Raw genomic sequence first — 19894 nt, 5'->3', positions numbered from 1 at the left:
CCCCCCCCCGCCCCCCCGCGCCCGCCCCCCCCCCCCCCCCCCCCCCCCCCCCCCCCCCCCCCCCCCCCCCCCCCCCCCCCCCCCCCCCCCCCCCCCCCCCCCCCCCCCCCCCCCGGCCCAATCGATGATTCGCTTCACGCCACGAGGAGCTCCGCCGTTGGCTACTTCACCGCGGCCAGGCGTTGGCGATGGTGCAGAACAACCGCGCGGTCTGCTCGGTGTCGTACACCGCGCTGTGCGCCTCGTTCGCATCCCAGCCCAGCCCGGCGGCCGTGGCGGCACGCGCCAGCACGGTCTGCCCGTAGGCGATGCCGGCCAGGGTCACCGTGTCGAACACGCTGAACGGATGGAACGGGTTGCGCTTGTGGCCGGTCCGCGCCACCGCCGCGTTGACGAACCCGAGGTCGAAATGAGCGTTGTGGCCGACCAGGATCGCGCGCTGGCAGCCGTATTTCTTCATCGCTGCACGCACCGGGGTGAAAATGTGGTCCAGCGCGGCCTTCTCTTCCTTGGCCAGCCGGAACGGGTGGTCGAGGATGATGCCGGTCACTTCCAGTGATTTCGGATCGATCTCCAGGCCCTCGGCCGGCACCACGTGGGCGCTGGCGGTCTGGCCAGGGTAGAGCAGGCCGTTCTCGTCCATCTCGATCGGCACGGCGGCGATTTCCAGCAGCGCATTGCGCTGGCTGTCGAAGCCGCCGGTTTCCACATCCACCACCACCGGCAGGAAGCCGCGGAAGCGTTGTGACATCGCGCGCTGCGCCTGGGGTACTACGGAATCGGGAGCGGCGGCAGGTGCGGGGGTGGGGTCAGTCATGCGTGAATTCTAGCAGAGCGACCCTGAGCGCCCGGCCAGCCTGTGGCGCACGGTTTCCCTGCGCAGGAGTGTGTCGACCAAGGTCGACACCCACCGGTGCACCGCGCGCTCAGGATTCCGGTAGGTGCCAACCTTGGTTGGCACGGTGCGCGCCGACCAAGGTCGGCATCTACCGGACTGCTGGCCGCGCAGGCGTGGCCGAGGGAGACCACCGCGCCAACCACGCGTCCAGACTCAGCTTGCCGGCGCCGGTGAAGATCAGCGGCAGCAGCATCGCCATGAACAGCACCGGCAGCTTGAAATTGCCGAAGCCCTGGTCAGTGATCGCGTAGCCCATGGCGAGGTCGGCCAGCGAGTTCCACTCCATCGGCCAATGCACCGCATAGGTAGCCACTACGGTCAGTACCAGCAGACTGGCGGCGGCAAACCGGGTGCCGAAGCCAACCAGCAGGCAAGCCGCGCCGATCAGTTCGAACCACGTGGCGAGCTGCCAGTTCAGGGCGGCCGGTAGCTGGTCGAACGGGAACGGGAAGGCGTCCTGCAGGTCGGCGAACCAGTTCTGGCCGTTCAGTTTCTCGCGGCCGGATTCGAAGTATTCCCAGGCCAGCAGCAGGCGCAGGCCGAGCGGGGCCAACCAGGGGGCGAGACGGTCCAGCTGGCCGCGCGCGGTGGCCAGGGTCGGAATGTTCATCGGCGGTTCTCCGGGGGAAGGGACGTCAGCTGGGGACTGCGAGCGGGCCGATCACGCCGGCCTGCAGGAACTGCTGCAGCAGCGCGGCACCGGGTCCGGCCAGCGCATCCTCGGCCAGGCCGTGCGCGGCTGCCAGGTGCTGCAGGTAGGCATGACCATCAAGGCCGGGGTGTTCCCCGATGCTGGACAGCAGGTACACCGCCAGCGGGCTGAGCACGGCGAAGCGCACTTCGCCATCGGCCTCGCGGCGGACCAGCAGGCCGGTCGGTTCGGCCGGCGGTTGTGACGGTGCATCCTCGGCACCCAGCCGGTGCACCGGCCACTGGTACAGCAGCGGCCACGCCAGCGGCGAGCGCTGCAGCGGTACCTGCAGCGGATCGATGTCTCCCGCGGGCGGCAGGGGCTCGGCGGCCAGCTGGTACAGCGCGGTTTCCACCCACTCGTAGTGGGCCAGTTCGGCCAACGCCGGGTGCGGCAGCTGCGGCTGTGCCTGCAGCCACTGCACGAATTCGGCAGCCAGTTCGGTGAACAGCGGCGTCTGGCAGCGATGGGTGGCGAAGTACCGGCGCACCAGTGTGCTCCAGGCCGGTTCGCCGAGCAGGCGCACGCAGACCGGGAAGCCGTTGCTCAACAGGCCGAGCAGATTGTTGAACAGCAGCCGTTGGTACACCGCGACCCGGCGGGGTTCCAGTCCTACCGGTGCGGCCACCGCCTGCGGATCACGCAGGTGCGCGGTGAACGCGTGCTGCTGCGCGCGCAGGGTGTGGGAGGTATCAGCCATGGGCGACCCCGGCATGGTGGGCCTGCAGGCGGCGGATGGTCTGCAGTTCGCCCTGCAGTTCGGCGTAGGGTGGGAAGTTGAAATCGCGCTCGAGCAGGGTGGGGCGTGGGCCGATGCGCGCGTAGGTACGCGCCAGCAGGTCCCAGACCGGGTCGATCACCGCGCTGCCATGGGTATCGATCTTCAGGTCCGGTGCCTCGTCCAGGTGCCCGGCCACGTGCAGGCAGACGATGCGCTCTGCGGGCAGCCCGGCAATGAAGGTGTCTGCGTCGTAGCCATGGTTGCAGGCGTTGACGTAGACGTTGTTGACGTCGAGCAACAGGTCGCAGTCGGCCTCGGCGAGCACGGCATTGGTGAAGGCCAGTTCGTCCATCGCCGGTTCCGGTGCCAGATAGTAGGACACGTTTTCCACCGCGATGCGGCGACCCAGCAGGTCCTGCACGCGGGCGATGCGCGCGGCGGTATGGCGCACTGCTTCGTCGGTGAACGGAATCGGCAGCAGGTCGTACAGGTGACCGTCGTCGCTGCAGTAGCTCAGGTGCTCGCTGTACAGCGGCACGCGGTGCTTTTCGAGGAACTGGCCGACCTGTTCCAGCAGCTGCGTATCCAGCGGCGCGCTGCCGCCCAGCGACAACGACAGGCCGTGGCAGCTCAACGGATGGCGCTGCGCCAGTTCGGCCAGTGCATCACCGGCGGGACCGCCGACGTGAATCCAGTTCTCCGGCGCACATTCGAGGAAATCAAAGTCACCCGCCGGTGCGTCGCGCAGATCCTGCAGCAGCGCCCGGCGCAGACCCAACCCGGCGGCCGCCGCACGAAGCGGCGACCGCAGGTGGACGGCGCTGGCGCGGACGTCAGTGCTTGGCACCGCACTTGCCTTCGCCGCACTTGCCCTCGGCCGACTTCTTGTCTCCGCTCTTGGCCTTGGCGCCTGCCGCAGCACCGGCGGCCTTGCCCTTGTCGGCGCCGCATTTGCCTTCGGCAGTCTTGCCGTCGGCACCACATTTGCCTTCGGCGTGCTTGGTCGCGTCCGCGGCCATCTTGGTATCTGCTGCCTTGGCGTCGGTGCTGGCCTTGGCGGCCTGGCCAGCGACCAGATAGCCCTGGGCCAGGTCACTCATGCTCAGGGCCGAGGCACTGGCGGTCATGCCCAGGCCGGCGGCCAGGGCGGTAGCAGTCAGCAGGGACAGGGTCTTGTTGGAACTGCTCATCGGTGGTGCTCCTGGGTGGTGTGGGCGGCTGCCCGGGTCGCCGGCAGGGATGCCGGTGGAATCGATGGTGCAGCGATCCTACTCAACGAATCCTCGCCAAGACCTCAAATTTTCGTGAGGTTTGTTACAGAAGGGGGAACACGGTTCCCGATGGATCCACGCCATGCGTGGATGAATTGCCGGAATGCCCAGAAACAAGAAGGCCGCTGTCACCAGGACAGCGGCCACCTTGGAGTCAACTCCGGTGTTGCAGTGCAGCGTCAGGGCTGCCCGGTGCTGGAGGTCTCGTCGCGCTTTTCGCGCGGCGGCAGCGGCTGCTCGCCATGCACCAGGAACCACACGTTCTCGGCGATGTTGGTGGCGTGGTCGCCCACGCGCTCCAGGTTCTTGGCCATGAACAGCAGGTGCGTGCACGGAGTGATGTTGCGCGGGTCTTCCATCATGTAAGTCAGCAGCTCGCGGAACAGCGCGGTGTACTGCGCGTCCAGGCGTGCGTCGTCCTCACGCAGTTCCAGCGCGGCATCGGCATCGTTGTCGCGGTAGGCGGCAATGGCGCGGCGCACCTGCTGCGCGGCCAGGCGACCCAGCGCACGCAGGCCCTGGATCTGCGGCAGCGGCGGCACCTTGCCCAGCGCGATCGAACGCTTGGCCACGTTCGCTGCATAGTCGCCGATGCGTTCGATGTCGGCCGGGATGCGCAGGCCTGCCAGGATCTCGCGCAGGTCGCGCGCCATCGGGCCACGCAGCGCCAAGCGCATCACGTCGTGGCTGATCTGCTGCTCAAGCGCATCGATCGCTTCGTCGTTGGCGATGATGCGATGGGCGGCGTTCTCGTCGCGCTTCTCGATCACGTCCATCGCCGCTTCGAGCTGGGCGACGGCCATTTCGCCCATGCGCACGATTTCGGCCACCAGGCGCTGCTGCTCTTCGTCGTAGCTCTTGACGATGTGGTCGTTGGGAAGATTCATGGTCTGCAATCCGGGTAGAGCCAGGCCATGCCTGGCTGGGACATGTGGCTAAGGAGCGGCGTCGATCAGCCGAAGCGACCGGTGATGTAGTCCTCGGTCTGCCGCTGCGACGGCTGCGAGAAGATCACTTCGGTACGGTCGTGCTCGATCAGGTCGCCCAGGTACATGAAGGCGGTGTAGTCGGACACGCGCGCGGCCTGCTGCATGTTGTGGGTGACGATCACGATCGTGTACTCGTGCTTGAGTTCTTCCACCAGCTGCTCGATGCGGCTGGTCGAGATCGGGTCCAGCGCCGAGGTCGGCTCGTCCAGCAGCAGCACGGACGGGCGCAGGGCCACGGCACGGGCGATGCACAGGCGCTGCTGCTGGCCACCGGACAGGCCCAGTGCGCTCTGCCCCAGCTTGTCCTTCACTTCGTCCCACAGCGCGCCCTGGCGCAGTGCCTGCTCGACGCGGTCGGCCATGTCGGCCTTGCTCAGCTTCTCGTGGTGGCGGATGCCGTAGGCCACGTTCTCGAAGATGGTCATCGGGAACGGCACCGGCTTCTGGAACACCATGCCGACCTTGCTGCGCAGGCGGTTCATCGGGTACTTCGGCGACAGGATGTTCTCGCCGTCCAGCAGCACCTCACCACGCGCCTCCAGCTTCGGGTACAGCGCGTAGATGCGGTTGAAGATGCGCAGCAGCGTGGACTTGCCGCAGCCGGAGGGACCGATCAGCGCGGTCACGCGCTTTTCCGGGATCTCCAGGTTGATGCCCTTCAGGGCATGGAACTTGTCGTAGTAGAAGTCCAGTCCGCGCGCAGCCAGCTTCACCGGCGACGGCGTGTGCAGGCTCTCGTGCGAGGACGGCACGGCGATGCGCTGCATCGGCACGGCGTTGGAAAGGTCGTTCATGGCGTTATCCACGGAAAGGTCAGTCATGGGAGATACGGTTGCGCAGCAGGATGCCGCGGGCGGCAAGGCTGACCAGCAACACGAAGACAGTCAGCACCAGGGCACCGGCCCAGGCAAGCACCTGCCAGGATTCATACGGGCTGCCGGCGAACTGGTTCATCACCACCGGCACCGAGGCCATCGGCTGGAAGATGTTGTTGTTCCAGTACTGGTTGCCGAAGGCGGTGAACAGCAGCGGAGCGGTCTCGCCGGAGATGCGGGCCAGGGCCAGCAGGATGCCGGTGATGATGCCGGCCGAGGCACTGCGGTACAGCACCTGCACGATCACCTTCCACTGCGGAATACCCAGCGACAGCGCAGCCTCACGCATCTGCGAGGGCACCAGGCGCAGCATCTCGTCGGTGGTGCGCACCACCACCGGCAGCACGATGAAGGCCAGCGACAGGGCACCGGCGAACGCCGAGAAATTGCCGCCGGTCTGCATCACGTACAGGGTGTAGACGAACAGGCCAAGCACGATGGACGGGGCCGACAGCAGGATGTCGTTGACGAAGCGGACCACGGTGCCGGCCTTGCGGGCGTTGCCGTACTCGGCCAGCCAGGTGCCGGCCAGCACGCCCAGCGGGGTGCCGATGCCGATCGCCAGCGCACACATCACCGCGCTGCCGAAGAAGGCGTTGGCAAGGCCTCCTTCCTGCATCGGCGGCGGCGTCATCTTGGTGAACAGATCCCAGTTGATGCCGGCCAGGCCCTTGGAAGCCAGGGTGAACAGGATCCAGCCGAGGAAGAACAGGCCGAACAGGGCGGTGGCGCAGGAGGCGGTGATCGCAACGACGTTGCCGATGCGGCGGCGCAGGTACAGCGAATCAGCGGTGGTGGACATCAGTTGCCCTCCTTGCGGGACAGGCGCATCAGCATCAGGCGGGCGATGGCCAGCACCACGAAGGTGACGATGAAGAGGACGAAGCCGAGCAGCAGCAGGGCCGAGCGGTAGGTTTCAGTGGCTTCGCCGAAATCGTTGGCGATCAGCGCGGCGATGGTGGTGCCCGGTTCCAGCAGCGACGGCGACAGGCGCACGCTGTTGCCGATCACGAAGGCCACCGCCATCGTCTCGCCCAGGGCGCGGCCAAGGCCGAGGAAGATGCCGCCGATCACCGCCGAACGGGTGTAGGGCAGGACGATGTCCCAGCTCACTTCCCACTTGGTGGAGCCGAGCGCGTAAGCCGATTCCTTCAGGCGGGTCGGTACGGTCAGGAACACTTCGCGCATCACCGAGGAGATGAACGGAATGACCATGATGGCCAGCACGAAACCGGCGGTAAGCATGCCGATGCCCAGCGGCGGGCCTTGGAACAGCGGGCCGATGACCGGCCATTCGCCCAGCGTCTCGTTGAGGAACGGGGTGACGTACTCGGTCATCACCGGCACCAGCACGAACAGGCCCCACATGCCGTAGATGATCGAGGGGATGCCGGCCAGCAGTTCGATGGCGGTACCGATCGGGCCACGCAGCCAGCGCGGCGCGACTTCGGTGAGGAAGAAGGCGATGCCGAAGCTGACCGGCACGGCGATGACCATCGCGATGATCGCAGTGACCAGGGTGCCGTAGATCGGGGCGAGGGCGCCGAATTTGTTTTCGACCGGATTCCAGTCGGCGGAGAAGAAGAAGCTCAGGCCCTGCATCTGCAGGGCATGACGGCCGCCCCACAGCATCGACAGCGCGGCGCAGGCCAGGGCGATCAGGACGAAGATGACGGTGCCGACCAGCACCCATCGGAACAGTTTGTCGTTGCGGGCATCACGCGTATCACGCGTGGACGGGGCTGCTACAGGCTGGGCGATGGCATTCATGGGGACGGCAGGGCCAGGAAGGGGCGGGGCGGCACGGCGTGGAAGAGGCGGTGCCCGCGCGGGGCGGGCACCGTCGTGTCCATCACTTCAGGTCGGTCGCCCAGTAGGCCTCGATCTGCTTGACCAGTTCGGCCGGCAGCGGCACGTAGTGCAGCTCGTTGGCCTGGGCCTGGCCGTTTTCGAAGGCCCACTTGAAGAAGGCCAGGGTGTCCTGGTTGCGCTTGGCGTCCTTCGGCTGCTTCTGCATCAGCATGAAGTTGGTGGCGGTGATCGGCCACGCCTGCTCGCCCGGGGCGTTGGTGATGACCAGGTTGAAGTCCTTGGCGCTGGCCCAGTCGGCGCTGGCGGCCGCGGCGGCGAAGGTTTCCGCGCTCGGCTCGACCCAGTTGCCGGCCGCGTTCTGCATGGCGGTGTACGGCATGCCGTTCTGCAGCGCGTAGGCCAGTTCGACGTAGCCGATCGAGCCCTTGATCTGCTTCACGTAGGAAGCGACGCCTTCATTGCCCTTGCCCCCGACGCCGTCCGGCCACTGCACCGAAGTGCCTTCGCCGACCTTGCTCTTCCACTCCGGGCTGACCTTGGACAGGTAGTTGGAGAAGTTGAAGGTGGTGCCCGAACCGTCCGAACGGTGGACCAGGGTGATCTTGCCGTCCGGCAGCTTCACGCCCGGGTTGGCAGCGACGATGGCCGGATCGTTCCAGGTCTTGACCTTGCCCAGGAAGATGTCGGCCAGCAGGGCGCCGCTCAGGCGCAGCTTGCCGGCTTCCAGGCCTTCGATGTTGACCACCGGCACCACGCCGCCGATGGCGGACGGGAACTGCGCCAGGCCGGCCTGGGCCAGCTCTTCGCTGCTCAGCGGCTTGTCGGAGGAACCGAAGTCGACGGTGCCGGCCTTGATCTGGGCGATGCCGCCGCCGGAGCCGATCGACTGGTAGTTGATCTTGGCGCCGGTGCGGGCGTTGTAGTCAGCCGACCACTTGGAGACCAGCGGGAAAATGAAGGAAGCGCCGGCACCGGACACTTCGGCGGTCACCTTGGCACCGGCAGCGGCCGGGGCGGCGGCACCGTCGGCAGCCGGCTGCTGCGCTGCCTGCTTGTCGCCACCGCAGGCCGACAGGCCCAGGGCGATGGCCAGGGAAAGGGCGGCAAGGCCGGCCGAGTGCAGTTTCATGGTCACTCCATAGCGGGGTAGAGCCGACGGCGTCGGCGGATGCGGCTATGAAATGATGTTTTTGTTACAGCCGTATTACGACCATGACAGAGGTGTCCTGGATCACGTTCTGACAAGGGTTTCACGGGGTCGACCGCGGTCCCGGAGACCCCCGAAGACCCCGTATCTGCGCACCGGTATGACGGCCGGGGCTCTACAAACGCTCTTGCCTTTGCTCATGCCTTTCATGACCCCACCGCGCCCCCGATGAACTGTCGAGAGGCGGTGGGCCAGGGCGTGCAGGACCGTCCACGGCATGGATGCCGTGGCCGAGCCCCCAAGGGTGAGGGCGCTTTGCCTGCGAGGCACTGCCTCGCAAGCGCCTGAACGCACAGCCGCCAGCGGCTGGGCCGGACCGCGGAGCGGGGTTTACGGCGTGTACTGCACGCCCTGGCCCACCGACTCCCCCACGGATCAGCGAAGGCGCAGCGCTCTTCACGACCAACCCCCAAAAACAAGAAGAGCGCGAGATCTCGAGGATCTCGCGCCCGGGTGGGATCGGCGGGGGAGAGAGGACCCGCCGATCCCGTTCCTGCGGGGGAACGCGCTTACTTCAGGTTCTGGGTCCAGTAGGTTTCGATCTGGCGCACCAGGCTGTCCGGCAGCGGCACGTAGTCCAGCTGGCGGGCCTGCGCGTCACCGTTCTTGTAGACCCAGCGGAAGAACTCCTGGGTCGCCTTGCCGTTGGCAGCGTTCTTCGGGGCCTTCTGCACCAGGATGAAGTTGGTGGCGGTGATCGGCCAGGATTCAGCGCCCGGGGCGTTGGTCATCACCAGGTAGAAGTCCTTGGCGTTGGCCCAGTCGGCGCTGGCGGCCGCGGCGGCGAACGAGGTGTCGCTCGGCTGCACGAACTTGCCGGCGGCGTTCTTCATCGCGGTGTACGAGAGCTTGTTCTGCAGCGCATAGGACAGTTCAACGTAGCCGATGCCGCCCTTGATCTGCTTCACGTACGCGGCAACGCCTTCATTGCCCTTGCCGCCGATGCCGGCAGGCCACTGCACCGAGGTGCCTTCACCGACCGAGCTCTTCCACTCCGGGCTGACCTTGGACAGGTAGTTGACGAAGTTGAAGGTGGTGCCCGAACCGTCCGAACGGTGCACGACGGTGACCTTGGCGTTCGGCAGGGTCAGGCCGGGGTTCAGCGCGGCGATGGCCGGGTCGTTCCAGGTCTTGATCTTGCCCAGGAAGATGTTGGCCAGCACGGCGCCATCGAGCTTCAGCGCGCCCGGAGCGATGCCGGCCACGTTGACCACCGGCACCACGCCACCGATCACCGACGGGAACTGTGCCAGGCCCGAGGCGGCCAGGTCTTCCGGCTTCAACGGCGCGTCGGAGGAGCCGAAATCAACCGTCTTGGCCTTGATCTGCGCAATGCCACCGCCGGAACCGATCGACTGGTAGTTGACCTTCTTGCCGGTCGCGGTGCTGTAGTCGGCCGACCACTTGGACATGACCGGATAGATGAACGAGGCGCCCGCGCCGGTGATATCGGCGGCGTTGGCGGCGAACACGGACGATGCGGCCAGGATGGCGACAGCGGCGCGCGACTTGAAGGCGTGGATCACGGGAGAGACTCCTGGGGTGGTGGTCGAGGGGCGGTTGCCCGACGTTTCGATGCACATTGCATAACGGTTGCGTGACACGCCCGCGTCTGTCATATGACGCGGATGTGACACGCGTCATGAAGGGCGCTGTCGGCTGTATCCAGTGCTGCATCCCGCCGCAGCGCGGGCAACGTTGCGACGAAGAAGGCACGGCCGGAGCCGTGCCTTCGCGGTCGAACGCAGGCAGCTGGCCTTACCAGAAGAACTGCGCGCGGGCTTCCAGGATGTTCGGGTCGTCGTTGACGAAGCCGCGGGCCGAGGAGCTGTACTTCTTGCTGTCGACCATCACGTAGTTGAGCATCAGCTTGAAGTTCGAGCGCCAGTACCAGTTGGCGCCGACGGTCCAGATGTCCATCTTGCCGCCCAGCACGCCATCGACGATCGGCGGACGACCGGCCACCGGGTTGGCGGCGAGGTTGCCGTCGTTCAGATCCATGTGGTCGTAGCGCACGCCCAGCTGCCACTGGCCGCCGGCCGGGTTGTTCGGCAGACCGGTGCCCGGGGTGCCGCCCTTGTAGCTCCAGGTTTCGCCGGTGACATTCCACACGCCGCTGACGTAATAACCGTCGCTGGTGTAGTTGTCATGGGCGTAACGCTTGGCCTTGCTGGTGTAGTACTCGGCCTGGGCCTTGAACGGGCCCTGGAAGTACATCGCTTCGGCGCCGATGGTGCTGACGCGGTCGGTGTCGGTCATGTTGCCGCCATCGACCAGGCGCGCGGTGGCCAGGTCGGCGTTCGGGCGGGCGCGCACGCGCAGGGTGTCCGCGTCGGTGTCGTAGTCGACGTAGCTCAGGCCGAAGTGCAGGACCTGGCCCTTTTCGTTGATCGGGGCAAAGGTGCCACGCGCGCCGTAGCCGCTGCCATGGGCCAGGTTGCGGGTCAGTTCGCGGCCGAAGGCGCTGGCCGTGATCGACCAGTTGTCCTGGCCATAACTGTAGGCGCCGCCGAGGCGGCGGGCCACGGCGTAGGTGTTGGTGACAGCGGCCTTGGAAATGAAGTCGTTGTTCTTGGTGCTGGACAGCTCTTCCAGGCTGTTGGGCTGCTTGAACTGGCCGACCTGGATGAAGTGGTTGGCGTTGCCCAGCAGCTTGTACTTCACGTTGGTGTCGAGGAACTTGTCGGCCTTGGCGTCATAGCCGACCACCCATTCCACGTTGCCCGGGCCCTTGCCCTTCAGCACCAGCTCGGCGCGACGCAGTTCGAATTCGCTGTTCTTGCCGTTGCCGGCGTCGCCACCGTTGAGGTCGGTCAGGTCGTTGTCGAACCAGTTGCCGTCGGCCTGGACCAGGCCTTCGAAGGTGATTTCCGAACCGCCGATCACGTCGATGGCGACTTCGGCGTGTGCAGCCGGCACATACAGCGCAGCAGCCACGGCGACCGTCAGGAGTTGGTGATGCAGTTTCATGGAGAGGAGCCTTGCAGGCAGGTGGGAAGATGCGCGCAGGCTAGATCGTGAAGATTGCGTAAATGTGACAGTTCGCGCACGAGCGCAATCCGCCGCAGGCCCGGTCACGGCAGGGCCCGCTGATGTAAGCGCTTGCATGTGACGCTGCCGTTGCGCACGGATTGCAGTACATCCGCGCCATCCGTGGATGCTTTTCCCGATCCCAGGCCGGCGGGCTAGGCCACGGTTTTTTCCTTGAACCGGCAAAGATCGGCAATCACGCATCCCGGGCAATCGGGCTTGCGGGCCTTGCACACGTAGCGCCCATGCAGGATCAGCCAGTGGTGCGCATCGAGAAGGAATTCCGCCGGAATCGCCTTGACCAGCCGATCCTCGACCTCGCGCACGTTCTTTCCAGGGGCCAGCCCGGTGCGGTTGGCGACGCGGAAGATATGCGTGTCCACCGCCATCACCGGCTCACCGAACGCAGTGTTGAGCACCACGTTGGCGGTCTTGCGGCCCACGCCCGGCAGCGCTTCCAGTTCATCGCGATCGCGCGGCACTTCGCCGCCGTGCTTCTCCAGCAGGATCGCGCAGGTGGCGATCACGTTCTTTGCCTTGGCGTTGAACAGACCGATGGTGGCGATGTACCGCTTCAGCCCGTCCTCGCCAAGCGCGAGGATCTTTGCCGGGGTATTGGCCACCGGAAACAGGCGGCGCGTGGCCTTGTTGACGCCCACGTCGGTGGCCTGCGCCGACAGCGCGACCGCCACCAGCAGTTCGAACGGCGAGCTGTACTCCAGTTCGGTCTTCGGGTGCGGATTGAGTTCGCGCAGGCGGGTGAACATCTCCACCACGTCGGCGCGCGGCATGCTGCCACCGCGTCGCGCCGGCGCGCGCGGGATCTTCTTCGCAGTGGCCATTACTGCTCCTTGCCAGCGGCACGGGCCTTGGCCCGGGCGAGGATGGCGGCCGCTGCGGCGGGCAGGGCGGGTTTCACGTCCGGCGCCGGGGCCGGGGTGCGGCGTGCATCGCGCTCGGCTTCGCGCCGTGCCAGCCGCACCGCACGCGCACGGTAGCGTTCGCGTGCGGCCCATGCCGCGTGCAACTGCTGTTGCGCCTGCTGCAGGCGTCGCGGAAGGTCCGGGTGGCCGGGCAGCAGCTGTTCGTCGCCGGCACGGGCGACGTAGTCCATCAGTCCGGCCTGCAGGGCGCCATCGAGATCGTCTGCCTGGACCCGGGCGAACAGCTGCGCGGGGTTGGGTCGGGATGCCATGGCGTCAGCGGTTCTGGAAGGCAGGCGGGCGGCGCTGCAGGAAGGCGCTGGTGCCTTCGCGCATGTCTTCGGTGGCGAACAGCAGGCCGAACTGCGCGCTTTCGTACTCCAGCCCAGCCTCCAGGCTGCATTCGCCACCCACGTGTACCGCGTCGAGCAGGCCACGCAGGGCCAGCGGGGCCGAGCGTGCCAGCTGGCGCGCGATGTCCTGCACACGGTTGTCCAGCGCATCGGTGGGCACCACCTCGTTGACGATGCCCAGTTCCAGCGCACGCGCGGCGTTGATCGGTGCACCCAGCAGGCACAGCTCCAGGGCGGCGGCGCGGCCGCACAGGCGCAGCAGGCGCTGGCTGCCGCCGAAGCCGGGAATCAGGCCGAGGTTGATCTCCGGTTGGCCGACCTTGGCGGTATCGGCGGCGATGCGCAGGTGGCAGGCCATGGCCAGTTCCAGGCCGCCGCCCAGGGCGAAGCCGTTCACGCGCGCGATCACCGGCTTGGGCATGCGCTCGATCTGGCGCATCAGGGCCTGGCCGAGCAGGGAGAAATCACGTCCCTGAACCGCACTGAGTGTGTTCATCTCGGCGATGTCGGCCCCGGCCACGAAAGCCTTCGGACCGGCACCGGTCAGCACCACCACGCGCACGTCCGGGTCGGCAGCGGCGGCGCTGAATGCCTCGGTCAGCGCCTGCAGGGTCGCGGCATTCAAGGCGTTGAGCTTGTCCGGGCGCTGGACGGTCACGGTGCGGATGGCGCCATCGTCGGCGACAGCGATCAGGGCATCGGCCACGGGGAAACTCCTGAAACGTTAAAAAAAAGTGAGATTGAACTCCGCCAACGCAGACGGGTCTTAGCCTGCATCGTGAGTAGCGGTTACACGTTGTGCCCGTTATCCTAACCCGTCGCCTCAGGGCGGCGCAGAACGTCCCTGAGTTACCACCCCTGGAGAACTGTTTGATGAAGTTGCGTTCTATCGCGGTCGCCGTCGCGGCCCTGGCCCTGACGGGCAATGCCTTCGCCCAGGACGTCTCGTCCGAAAAGGGCAAGCTGAGCTACTACTTCGGTTACGACTACGGCAACAACCTGGCGGAGCTGACCGGTCGTGGTGAGCAGCTGGACATCAACTCGGTGGTGAAGGGCCTGCAGGACGCCTACGCCAAGAAGCAGCCGGCGATCACCGCCGACCAGCTGAAGCCGGCCGTTGAAGCGTTCCAGAAGCGCGAGCAGGGCCGTGCCCAGGCTGCCAAGGCCGAGTACGAAAAGGCTGCTGCCGAAAACAAGACCAAGAGCGATCAGTTCATCGCGGCCAACAAGGCCAAGGCCGGCGTGCAGTCCCTGCCGAGCGGCGTCCAGTACCGCGTGATCGAAGCCGGCAAGGGCGCCAAGCCGACCCAGGCCAGCACCGTGCAGCTGGAAGTGGCCGGTCCGTTCCCGTACGGCCAGCGCCCGACCGAAGCCCGCCCGGCCCAGCAGATTCCGTCGATCAAGGTCAGCGAAGTCGAAATGAAGGCCATGCGCGAGACCCTGCTGCAGATGCCGGCAGGCTCGAAGTGGGAAGTCACCCTGCCGCCGGACCAGGCCTACGGTGCCGACCCGCGCACCCCGTTCCCGCCGAACGTGGCTGTGCAGTTCGAGATCAAGCTGGTCAGCGTCAAGTAAATCGAAGCGGTAAACGAAACGCGCCGGTGATCCCACCGGCGCGTTTTTGTTTGCGCGGAGCGCGACGCTGTCATGCACCGCATCTTGACCCCGCGCAAATTCAGCCCGATCGCGCTACTGTTGTCGGGTGCAAACAATGGAAAAAACGGCGCGTGTTGTCGCAAGTCCCTGCATCGGAGTGTGCACGCTGGATCCGGACCGGCAATGCACCGGCTGCGGGCGGCACATCGATGAAATCGCACGGTGGTCGTCGATGAGCAACGAGGAACGCAGCCGCATCCTGCATCGCGTGCAACCTCTGCGTGAACAGCTGCAGCAATCACTGCGCGGCTCGCTGGCTGATCACGAACGCCTGATACGCGCGCTGCATCCACTGGCCGAGCCGCCTGCCGGCGACGGCTGGAACCGCAGCGAACTGAGTGACCTGCTGCCGCCAGGGCCACCCGTGGAAGCTGCCGTACTGGCCGGCATCGTGCCACGCGCCAACGGCGCACAGGTCATCCTCACCCGTCGCACCGAAACCCTGCGCCAGCATGGTGGCCAGGTCGGCTTCCCCGGCGGACGCACCGAACCCGATGACCGCGACGCGCTGGCGGCCGCGCTGCGCGAGAGCCAGGAAGAAATCGCACTGGCGCCGGGCCAGGTGCAGGCGCTGGGTTATCTCGATCCCTTCGTGACCATCACCGGCTATCGGGTCACGCCGGTGGTGGCCGTGGTCGATCCGGATTTCGTGCCGGTGCCGCAGCCCAGCGAGGTGGCCGAGGTGTTCGAGGTGCCGCTGGACTACCTGATGGCGGCCGACAACCTGCGCCAGGTCGAAATCAATCATCGCGGCCGAATCCGCCACGTCCTCGAATACGGCTGGCCCGGCCAGCGTATATGGGGCGCGACCGCCGCCATTCTCTACAACCTGCGTCGCCGCCTGGAGCAAGTGCAATGAAGCCGATCAATCCGCCGTGGACCACTCTGGTCGATGTCGCCAGCCTGGCTGCTGCATTGGGTGAAGGCGTACGTGTAGTCGACGCACGTGCTACCGCCAGCACCGCCCTGCGCGTGGTCGATGCCCGTGCTTCGCTGGCCGATCCGCAGGCGGGTAGCGGCCAGTATCGGGCGGGGCATGTTCCGGGCGCGGTGTATGCCGATCTCAATCGGGACCTGTCGGATCTGACCCGTAGCGGCCACGGCCGTCACCCGCTGCCGGACAGCGATGCCTTCGCCGCGAAGCTCGGCCAGTGGGGCATCGGTCCCGACACCCAGGTGGTGGTCTACGACGGCAGCGATGGCAGCATGGCTGCCTCTCGCCTGTGGTGGCTGCTGCGCCTGATCGGGCACAGCAAGGTGGCCGTGCTTGATGGTGGTATCGCCGCGTGGCAGAGCGCAGGGCATCCTTTGGCGACGGGGCAGGATGAAGTGACCGCGCTGCCAGCTTACCCGGGCCGCTTCGACACCACCCAGATCGCCAATGCTGATGAAATCAGCGCACGTCTGAAGCACGCGCCGGGCTGGCTGGTCGACGCACGCGCAGGCGAGCGCTTCCGCGGCGAAGTGGAGCCGCTGGATCCGGTAGCCGGTCATGTGCCCGGTGCGGTCAACCGCCCGTTCGCGTTGAACGTCGCCGACGGCCGCCTGCGCGATGCACAGGAACTGCGTGCCGAACTGCAGGGCGTGATCGGCAACCGTGATCCGCAGCAGGTGGTGCTGATGTGCGGCTCCGGCGTGACCGCCTGCCACCTGCTGCTGGCGATGGAAGCGGCGGGCTTGCCCGGCGCGCGCATCTACGCCGATTCGTGGAGCGGGTGGGTCAGCGACAGCAGCCGCCCGGTCGCCAGCGGCGCCTGAGCCGCGCGGGGTCGGATCCGTTTTCCAACGGAAAACGGCTCTGACCCCATCGAGCGTAAATCGGGGTCAGAGCCCGTTGCGTAGCAACGGGATCCGCCCCGCCATCCCACGGAATGCCAGCTCTTGACGTTGACGTTGCCTCTGCGGGTGCAGGGCGCCGCCCTGCAAACCCTCACCCAACCGGCTGCAGCGGCACCTTCGCCAGCACCCGCGCCCACGGGAACAATGGCCCCGGATCACGCTTGCGCGCCACCATCAGCGTTGGGTCATCGCTGGCCGGCACCTGCTCCAGATCCAGCTGGTCATGCCCGGCAATCTGCCGCAGCGACGGGTAGCGCGCTACCAGCGCCAGCAACAGCTGCTCCAGCGCCTGCAGCTGTGCTTCGGTGTAGGGCTCGTCCATCGCCTGCTGGCGGCTGTCGAACCAGTCCGGGTAGCGCCCGGTGTTGACCAGCTCGATGCCCAGCGTATGTGCGTTCATGCCGCGTACGTGGTGGGCCACGCGTTCCGGTGCCACGTACTGCAACACGCTGCCATCGCGGTCGATGTAGAAGTGGCCGCTGTTGCCGGCGCCGCTGTCATACAGCACGCGCTCGCCGTACTCACGGGCCATCGCCAGATCGGGCAGCTCGGTGCAGTGGATCACCACCATCTCCAGCGTGGCCGGGTCGCGCAGCGGCAGGCGGTCTTCGTAAGGCAGGGGCTGCAGCTGCAGGCCGGGCAGGAGCGGGTTGGGCATCCGGCGATGCTAGCATTGCGGCATGAACCTGCCTTCCTTTTCCTCGTTGGCCCGCTCGCACGGAGCACGTGCATGAGCCGCGGCCACTGCATCCTGTCGCATGGCTTCGAGAGCGGCCCGGAAGCGACCAAGGTCACCGCACTGGCCGACGTGGCGCAGCGCCTGGGCTGGACCCACGAGCGCCCGGACTACACCGACCTGGACGCGATGAGCGAGGTCAGCCGGGTGGGCGATGTGCCGACCCGCCTGCGCCGCCTGGTCGAACGCACCGCCATCGCTGCCCAGCACGGCCCGGTGGTGCTGGCCGGCTCCAGCCTGGGTGCCTACATCTCTGCCATCGCCTCACTGCAGGTACCGGTGGCCGGCCTGTTCCTGATGGTGCCGCCGACCACCATGGGCCCGATGCCGGCGCTGGACGCCGCCGCCGTGCCGACCACCGTAGTCCAGGCCTGGCATGACGACGTGGTACCTGCCGCCGGGGTGATTGCCTGGGCGCAGGCGCGTTCGGCGCAGTTGCTGCTGGTCGACGACGGCCATCGCCTGGAGCACCACGTGGAGGCCTCCGCGCAGGCCTTCGAGCGCCTGCTGCGGCAACTGTGAAGCCCGGGCGCACGGCGCGCCCGCCCGCATTGACTACAATGGCAGCCCCGCCGTCCCCGGCGCGGGCCTGCCGGCCGTGCCTACGGCCCTCCTTTCCGACTGGCCCGGCCCCTGTGCCGCGCCCGACCACCTGCGAACCGATCCTGTGAAATTCTTCGTCTCCTGCGCCAAGGGCCTGGAATACCTGCTTGCCGATGAACTGTCGGCCCTGGGCCTTGGCAAGGCCACTGCCACCATTGCCGGCGTCAACGCCGAAGGCGAACTGGAGCAGGCGCTGCGGATCGTGATGTGGTCGCGCCTGGCCAGCCGCGTGCTGTGGCCGATCGACGAGTTCGAGTGCCCGGACGAGCAGGCCCTGTACGACGGCGTGCGTGCGCTGCCGTGGCATGAGCACATCAAGCCGGAGATGACCCTGGCGGTGGACGCGCACGTGTCGGGCGACAAGATCACCCATGCCCGCTTTGCCGCGCAGCGGATCAAGGACGCCATCGTCGACCGCATGCGTGATGAAGGCCTGGAGCGCCCGTCGGTCAACACCGACCTGCCGGATGTGCGGGTCAACCTGTCACTGCGCAAAGGCCGTGCTTCTCTGTCGATCGACCTCGGCGGCGGCCCGCTGCATCGCCGTGGCTGGCGCGGCGCCGCCCACGAGGCACCGCTGAAGGAAAACCTGGCTGCCGCGCTGCTGCTGCGCGCGCAGTGGCCGCGCCTGCACGCCGCCGGTGGCGGCCTGCTGGACCCGATGTGCGGCAGCGGCACGCTGCTGATCGAGGGCGCGCTGATGGCCGCCGACGTTGCTCCCGGCCTGATGCGCCATGGCAGCCTGCCGCCGAGCCGCTGGCTGGGCTTCGACAAGGCTGCCTGGAAGGCCATCCAGAGCGAAGCGCGTGACCGTGAGGCCGCAGGCCTGGCCGCGCTGAAGCCGGTCATCCACGGCAGCGACATCGACCCGACTGCGATCCAGGCGGCACGCGAGAATGCCGAGGTGGCCGGTGTCGCCCACGCGATCCGCTTCACCCGCGCCGATGTGGCCGACCTGGCCGCGCCGGAGCAGGAGATCGGTGCGGTGGTCTGCAACCCGCCTTACGACGAGCGCCTGGCCGCTGATCCGGCGCTGTACCGCGCGCTCGGCAATGCCCTGCAGAAGGCGGTGCCGCAGTGGCGCGCCAGCCTGCTGTGCGGCAACGACGAGCTGGCCTTCGCCACCGGCCTGCGCGCGGGCAAGAAGTACCAGATGTTCAACGGTGCGCTGGAATGCGCGCTGATCGTCTGTGACCCGATTGCCGTGCCGGGCCGTGATCCGGCGCAGCCGCGCGAGCTGAGCGAAGGTGCGCAGATGGTGGCCAACCGCCTGCGCAAGAACCTGAAGAAGTTCAAGAGCTGGCGTGCCCGCGAGGACATCACCTGCTTCCGCGCCTATGACGCCGACCTGCCGGAGTACGCAGCCGCAATTGACGTCTACGAGGAAGACGGCGGCAAGCGCCGTACCTTCCTGCATGTGCAGGAATACGCCGCACCGGCTGCCATTCCGGAGAACGACGTGCGCCGTCGCCGCAACGAACTGCTGGCCGCTGCGCGTGAAGTGTTCGGCGTGCCGCCGGAGCAGGTGTCGATGAAGTCGCGCGAGCGCGGCAAGGGCGGCAGCAAGTACGGCCGCTTCGAGCAGCGTGACGAATTCATCGTGGTGCGCGAGAACAACGCGCTGCTGCAGGTGAATCTGTTCGACTACCTTGACACCGGCCTGTTCCTCGACCACCGCCCGCTGCGCCGGATGATGGCCGAGCAGGCGCGTGGCAAGCGCTTCCTCAACCTGTTCTGCTACACCGGCGTGGCCAGCGTGCAGGCGGCGGTAGCCGGGGCCGCCAGCACCACCAGCGTCGACCTGTCCGCCACCTACCTGCAGTGGTGCTACGACAACCTGGCGTTGAACGGGCAGGGTGGCAACCAGCACCTGCTGGTGCAGGCCGATGCGATGGCCTGGCTGGAAGGCGACCGTGGCCAGTACGACGTGATCTTCTGCGATCCGCCGACCTTCTCCAACTCCGCACGCGCCGATGACTTCGACGTGCAACGCGAGCAGTTGAAGCTGCTGCGCGCGGCGGTGGCGCGGCTGGCGCCGGGTGGCGTGCTGTACTTCTCCAACAACTTCCGCCGCTTCAAGCTCGAAGAGAACGCCATCGCCGAATTCGCCCAGTGCCGCGAGATCACCGCACGCACCATCGGCCCGGATTTCGAGCGCAACGCGCGCATCCACCGCGCGTGGGAACTGAAGCGGTTGGGGTAAGTCCGTCGGGGGGGGGGGGGGGGGGGGCCCCCCCCCCGGGGGGGGGGGGGGGCGCGCCGGGGGGGGGGGGGTTTGTGCGAGCGGGCC

General features: G+C 67.2%; 21 protein-coding genes. 5 read left to right on the top strand and 16 right to left on the bottom strand.

Annotation, left to right across the window (positions count from 1 at the left end):
- Nucleotides 1-166 precede the first annotated feature (166 nt).
- The 15 genes from rnt to V3B46_RS04600 form a co-directional block, all read right to left on the bottom strand.
- Complete coding sequence (rnt, locus tag V3B46_RS04670) at nucleotides 167-817, bottom strand: ribonuclease T (RefSeq protein ID WP_404830428.1); 651 nt, start codon at nucleotides 815-817, stop codon at nucleotides 167-169.
- 169 nt (nucleotides 818-986) lie between these two features.
- The gene (locus V3B46_RS04665; RefSeq protein ID WP_329891245.1) at nucleotides 987-1508 is read right to left on the bottom strand and encodes an HvfX family Cu-binding RiPP maturation protein; all 522 of its coding nucleotides are present in this window, start codon (nucleotides 1506-1508) and stop codon (nucleotides 987-989) included.
- A 25-nt stretch (nucleotides 1509-1533) separates the two neighbouring features.
- Nucleotides 1534-2289 (bottom strand): HvfC family RiPP maturation protein, encoded by a 756-nt coding sequence (locus tag V3B46_RS04660; protein WP_329891244.1) that lies wholly within the window; start codon nucleotides 2287-2289, stop codon nucleotides 1534-1536.
- A complete protein-coding gene (locus V3B46_RS04655) occupies nucleotides 2282-3157 on the bottom strand; it encodes an HvfB family MNIO-type RiPP peptide maturase (protein WP_154262940.1) in 876 nt (291 codons plus the stop codon). Before V3B46_RS04655 ends, V3B46_RS04660 begins: the two co-directional genes overlap by 8 nt.
- Entirely contained in the window at nucleotides 3144-3500 is a 357-nt protein-coding gene (locus V3B46_RS04650; protein ID WP_154262941.1) for a hypothetical protein, read from the bottom strand. The genes V3B46_RS04655 and V3B46_RS04650 overlap by 14 nt, the downstream gene beginning before the upstream one ends.
- 260 nt (nucleotides 3501-3760) lie before the next feature.
- A complete protein-coding gene (gene phoU / locus V3B46_RS04645; protein WP_014036547.1) occupies nucleotides 3761-4468 on the bottom strand; it encodes a phosphate signaling complex protein PhoU in 708 nt (235 codons plus the stop codon).
- 65 nt (nucleotides 4469-4533) lie between these two features.
- Entirely contained in the window at nucleotides 4534-5364 is an 831-nt protein-coding gene (pstB, locus tag V3B46_RS04640) for a phosphate ABC transporter ATP-binding protein PstB (RefSeq protein ID WP_005408788.1), read from the bottom strand.
- Nucleotides 5365-5383: 19 nt separating this feature from the next.
- Complete coding sequence (gene pstA, locus V3B46_RS04635; protein WP_032127902.1) at nucleotides 5384-6247, bottom strand: phosphate ABC transporter permease PstA; 864 nt, start codon at nucleotides 6245-6247, stop codon at nucleotides 5384-5386.
- Nucleotides 6247-7215 (bottom strand): phosphate ABC transporter permease subunit PstC, encoded by a 969-nt coding sequence (pstC, locus tag V3B46_RS04630; RefSeq protein WP_154262943.1) that lies wholly within the window; start codon nucleotides 7213-7215, stop codon nucleotides 6247-6249. Before pstC ends, pstA begins: the two co-directional genes overlap by 1 nt.
- Nucleotides 7216-7297: 82 nt before the next feature.
- Nucleotides 7298-8386: a phosphate ABC transporter substrate-binding protein PstS gene (gene pstS, locus V3B46_RS04625; protein ID WP_329891243.1), complete on the bottom strand. Its 1089-nt coding sequence runs from the start codon at nucleotides 8384-8386 to the stop codon at nucleotides 7298-7300.
- Between the two features lie 587 nt (nucleotides 8387-8973).
- A complete protein-coding gene (pstS, locus tag V3B46_RS04620; protein WP_100471790.1) occupies nucleotides 8974-9990 on the bottom strand; it encodes a phosphate ABC transporter substrate-binding protein PstS in 1017 nt (338 codons plus the stop codon).
- A 232-nt stretch (nucleotides 9991-10222) separates the two neighbouring features.
- Nucleotides 10223-11434 (bottom strand): OprO/OprP family phosphate-selective porin, encoded by a 1212-nt coding sequence (locus tag V3B46_RS04615; protein WP_100471791.1) that lies wholly within the window; start codon nucleotides 11432-11434, stop codon nucleotides 10223-10225.
- Nucleotides 11435-11649: 215 nt separating this feature from the next.
- The gene (gene nth, locus V3B46_RS04610) at nucleotides 11650-12336 is read right to left on the bottom strand and encodes an endonuclease III (RefSeq protein WP_154262945.1); all 687 of its coding nucleotides are present in this window, start codon (nucleotides 12334-12336) and stop codon (nucleotides 11650-11652) included.
- On the bottom strand, nucleotides 12336-12689 hold the full coding sequence (locus V3B46_RS04605) for a hypothetical protein (RefSeq protein ID WP_329891242.1): 354 nt from the start codon (nucleotides 12687-12689) through the stop codon (nucleotides 12336-12338). The genes nth and V3B46_RS04605 overlap by 1 nt, the downstream gene beginning before the upstream one ends.
- A 4-nt stretch (nucleotides 12690-12693) precedes the next feature.
- Nucleotides 12694-13476 carry an enoyl-CoA hydratase/isomerase family protein gene (locus V3B46_RS04600; protein WP_154262947.1) on the bottom strand — a complete coding sequence of 261 codons (783 nt, stop codon included), beginning with the start codon at nucleotides 13474-13476 and terminating at the stop codon, nucleotides 12694-12696.
- Nucleotides 13477-13643: 167 nt separating this feature from the next.
- Between V3B46_RS04600 and V3B46_RS04595 the strand changes: the two genes are divergently transcribed.
- The 3 genes from V3B46_RS04595 (at nucleotide 13644) to V3B46_RS04585 (ending at nucleotide 16184) form a co-directional block, all read left to right on the top strand.
- A complete protein-coding gene (locus V3B46_RS04595; RefSeq protein WP_032127896.1) occupies nucleotides 13644-14345 on the top strand; it encodes an FKBP-type peptidyl-prolyl cis-trans isomerase in 702 nt (233 codons plus the stop codon).
- 136 nt (nucleotides 14346-14481) lie between these two features.
- Nucleotides 14482-15285: a CoA pyrophosphatase gene (locus tag V3B46_RS04590; protein ID WP_329891241.1), complete on the top strand. Its 804-nt coding sequence runs from the start codon at nucleotides 14482-14484 to the stop codon at nucleotides 15283-15285.
- A complete protein-coding gene (locus V3B46_RS04585; protein WP_329891240.1) occupies nucleotides 15282-16184 on the top strand; it encodes a sulfurtransferase in 903 nt (300 codons plus the stop codon). The genes V3B46_RS04590 and V3B46_RS04585 overlap by 4 nt, the downstream gene beginning before the upstream one ends.
- 172 nt (nucleotides 16185-16356) lie before the next feature.
- Here V3B46_RS04585 and V3B46_RS04580 read toward each other — a convergent pair whose 3' ends face one another.
- A complete protein-coding gene (locus V3B46_RS04580) occupies nucleotides 16357-16923 on the bottom strand; it encodes an N-acetylmuramoyl-L-alanine amidase (RefSeq protein ID WP_329891239.1) in 567 nt (188 codons plus the stop codon).
- A gap of 72 nt (nucleotides 16924-16995) precedes the next feature.
- Here V3B46_RS04580 and V3B46_RS04575 point away from each other — a divergent pair, with 72 nt between their 5' ends.
- On the top strand, nucleotides 16996-17523 hold the full coding sequence (locus V3B46_RS04575) for an alpha/beta hydrolase (RefSeq protein ID WP_154262954.1): 528 nt from the start codon (nucleotides 16996-16998) through the stop codon (nucleotides 17521-17523).
- 145 nt (nucleotides 17524-17668) lie between these two features.
- Entirely contained in the window at nucleotides 17669-19807 is a 2139-nt protein-coding gene (gene rlmKL, locus V3B46_RS04570) for a bifunctional 23S rRNA (guanine(2069)-N(7))-methyltransferase RlmK/23S rRNA (guanine(2445)-N(2))-methyltransferase RlmL (protein ID WP_329891238.1), read from the top strand.
- Nucleotides 19808-19894 lie beyond the last annotated feature (87 nt).

The sequence above is a fragment of the Stenotrophomonas sp. SMYL11 genome (assembly GCF_036320005.1).
GTDB classification, from domain to species: domain Bacteria; phylum Pseudomonadota; class Gammaproteobacteria; order Xanthomonadales; family Xanthomonadaceae; genus Stenotrophomonas; species Stenotrophomonas maltophilia_A.
Note: the sequence above shows the minus strand (reverse complement) of the source record. Positions and strands in the feature narration are given on the sequence as shown.

Bases quoted from the DNA above. Each gene is read 5' to 3' on its own strand.
- rnt (WP_404830428.1), bottom strand. From the start codon at position 817: ATGACTGACCCCACCCCCGCACCTGCCGCCGCTCCCGATTCCGTAGTA.
- V3B46_RS04665 (WP_329891245.1), bottom strand. From the start codon at position 1,508: ATGAACATTCCGACCCTGGCCACCGCGCGCGGCCAGCTGGACCGTCTC.
- V3B46_RS04660 (WP_329891244.1), bottom strand. From the start codon at position 2,289: ATGGCTGATACCTCCCACACCCTGCGCGCGCAGCAGCACGCGTTCACC.
- V3B46_RS04650 (WP_154262941.1), bottom strand. From the start codon at position 3,500: ATGAGCAGTTCCAACAAGACCCTGTCCCTGCTGACTGCTACCGCCCTG.
- phoU (WP_014036547.1), bottom strand. From the start codon at position 4,468: ATGAATCTTCCCAACGACCACATCGTCAAGAGCTACGACGAAGAGCAG.
- pstB (WP_005408788.1), bottom strand. From the start codon at position 5,364: ATGAACGACCTTTCCAACGCCGTGCCGATGCAGCGCATCGCCGTGCCG.
- pstA (WP_032127902.1), bottom strand. From the start codon at position 6,247: ATGTCCACCACCGCTGATTCGCTGTACCTGCGCCGCCGCATCGGCAAC.
- pstC (WP_154262943.1), bottom strand. From the start codon at position 7,215: ATGAATGCCATCGCCCAGCCTGTAGCAGCCCCGTCCACGCGTGATACG.
- pstS (WP_329891243.1), bottom strand. From the start codon at position 8,386: ATGAAACTGCACTCGGCCGGCCTTGCCGCCCTTTCCCTGGCCATCGCC.
- V3B46_RS04615 (WP_100471791.1), bottom strand. From the start codon at position 11,434: ATGAAACTGCATCACCAACTCCTGACGGTCGCCGTGGCTGCTGCGCTG.
- nth (WP_154262945.1), bottom strand. From the start codon at position 12,336: ATGGCCACTGCGAAGAAGATCCCGCGCGCGCCGGCGCGACGCGGTGGC.
- V3B46_RS04605 (WP_329891242.1), bottom strand. From the start codon at position 12,689: ATGGCATCCCGACCCAACCCCGCGCAGCTGTTCGCCCGGGTCCAGGCA.
- V3B46_RS04595 (WP_032127896.1), top strand. From the start codon at position 13,644: ATGAAGTTGCGTTCTATCGCGGTCGCCGTCGCGGCCCTGGCCCTGACG.
- V3B46_RS04590 (WP_329891241.1), top strand. From the start codon at position 14,482: ATGGAAAAAACGGCGCGTGTTGTCGCAAGTCCCTGCATCGGAGTGTGC.
- V3B46_RS04585 (WP_329891240.1), top strand. From the start codon at position 15,282: ATGAAGCCGATCAATCCGCCGTGGACCACTCTGGTCGATGTCGCCAGC.
- V3B46_RS04580 (WP_329891239.1), bottom strand. From the start codon at position 16,923: ATGCCCAACCCGCTCCTGCCCGGCCTGCAGCTGCAGCCCCTGCCTTAC.
- V3B46_RS04575 (WP_154262954.1), top strand. From the start codon at position 16,996: ATGAGCCGCGGCCACTGCATCCTGTCGCATGGCTTCGAGAGCGGCCCG.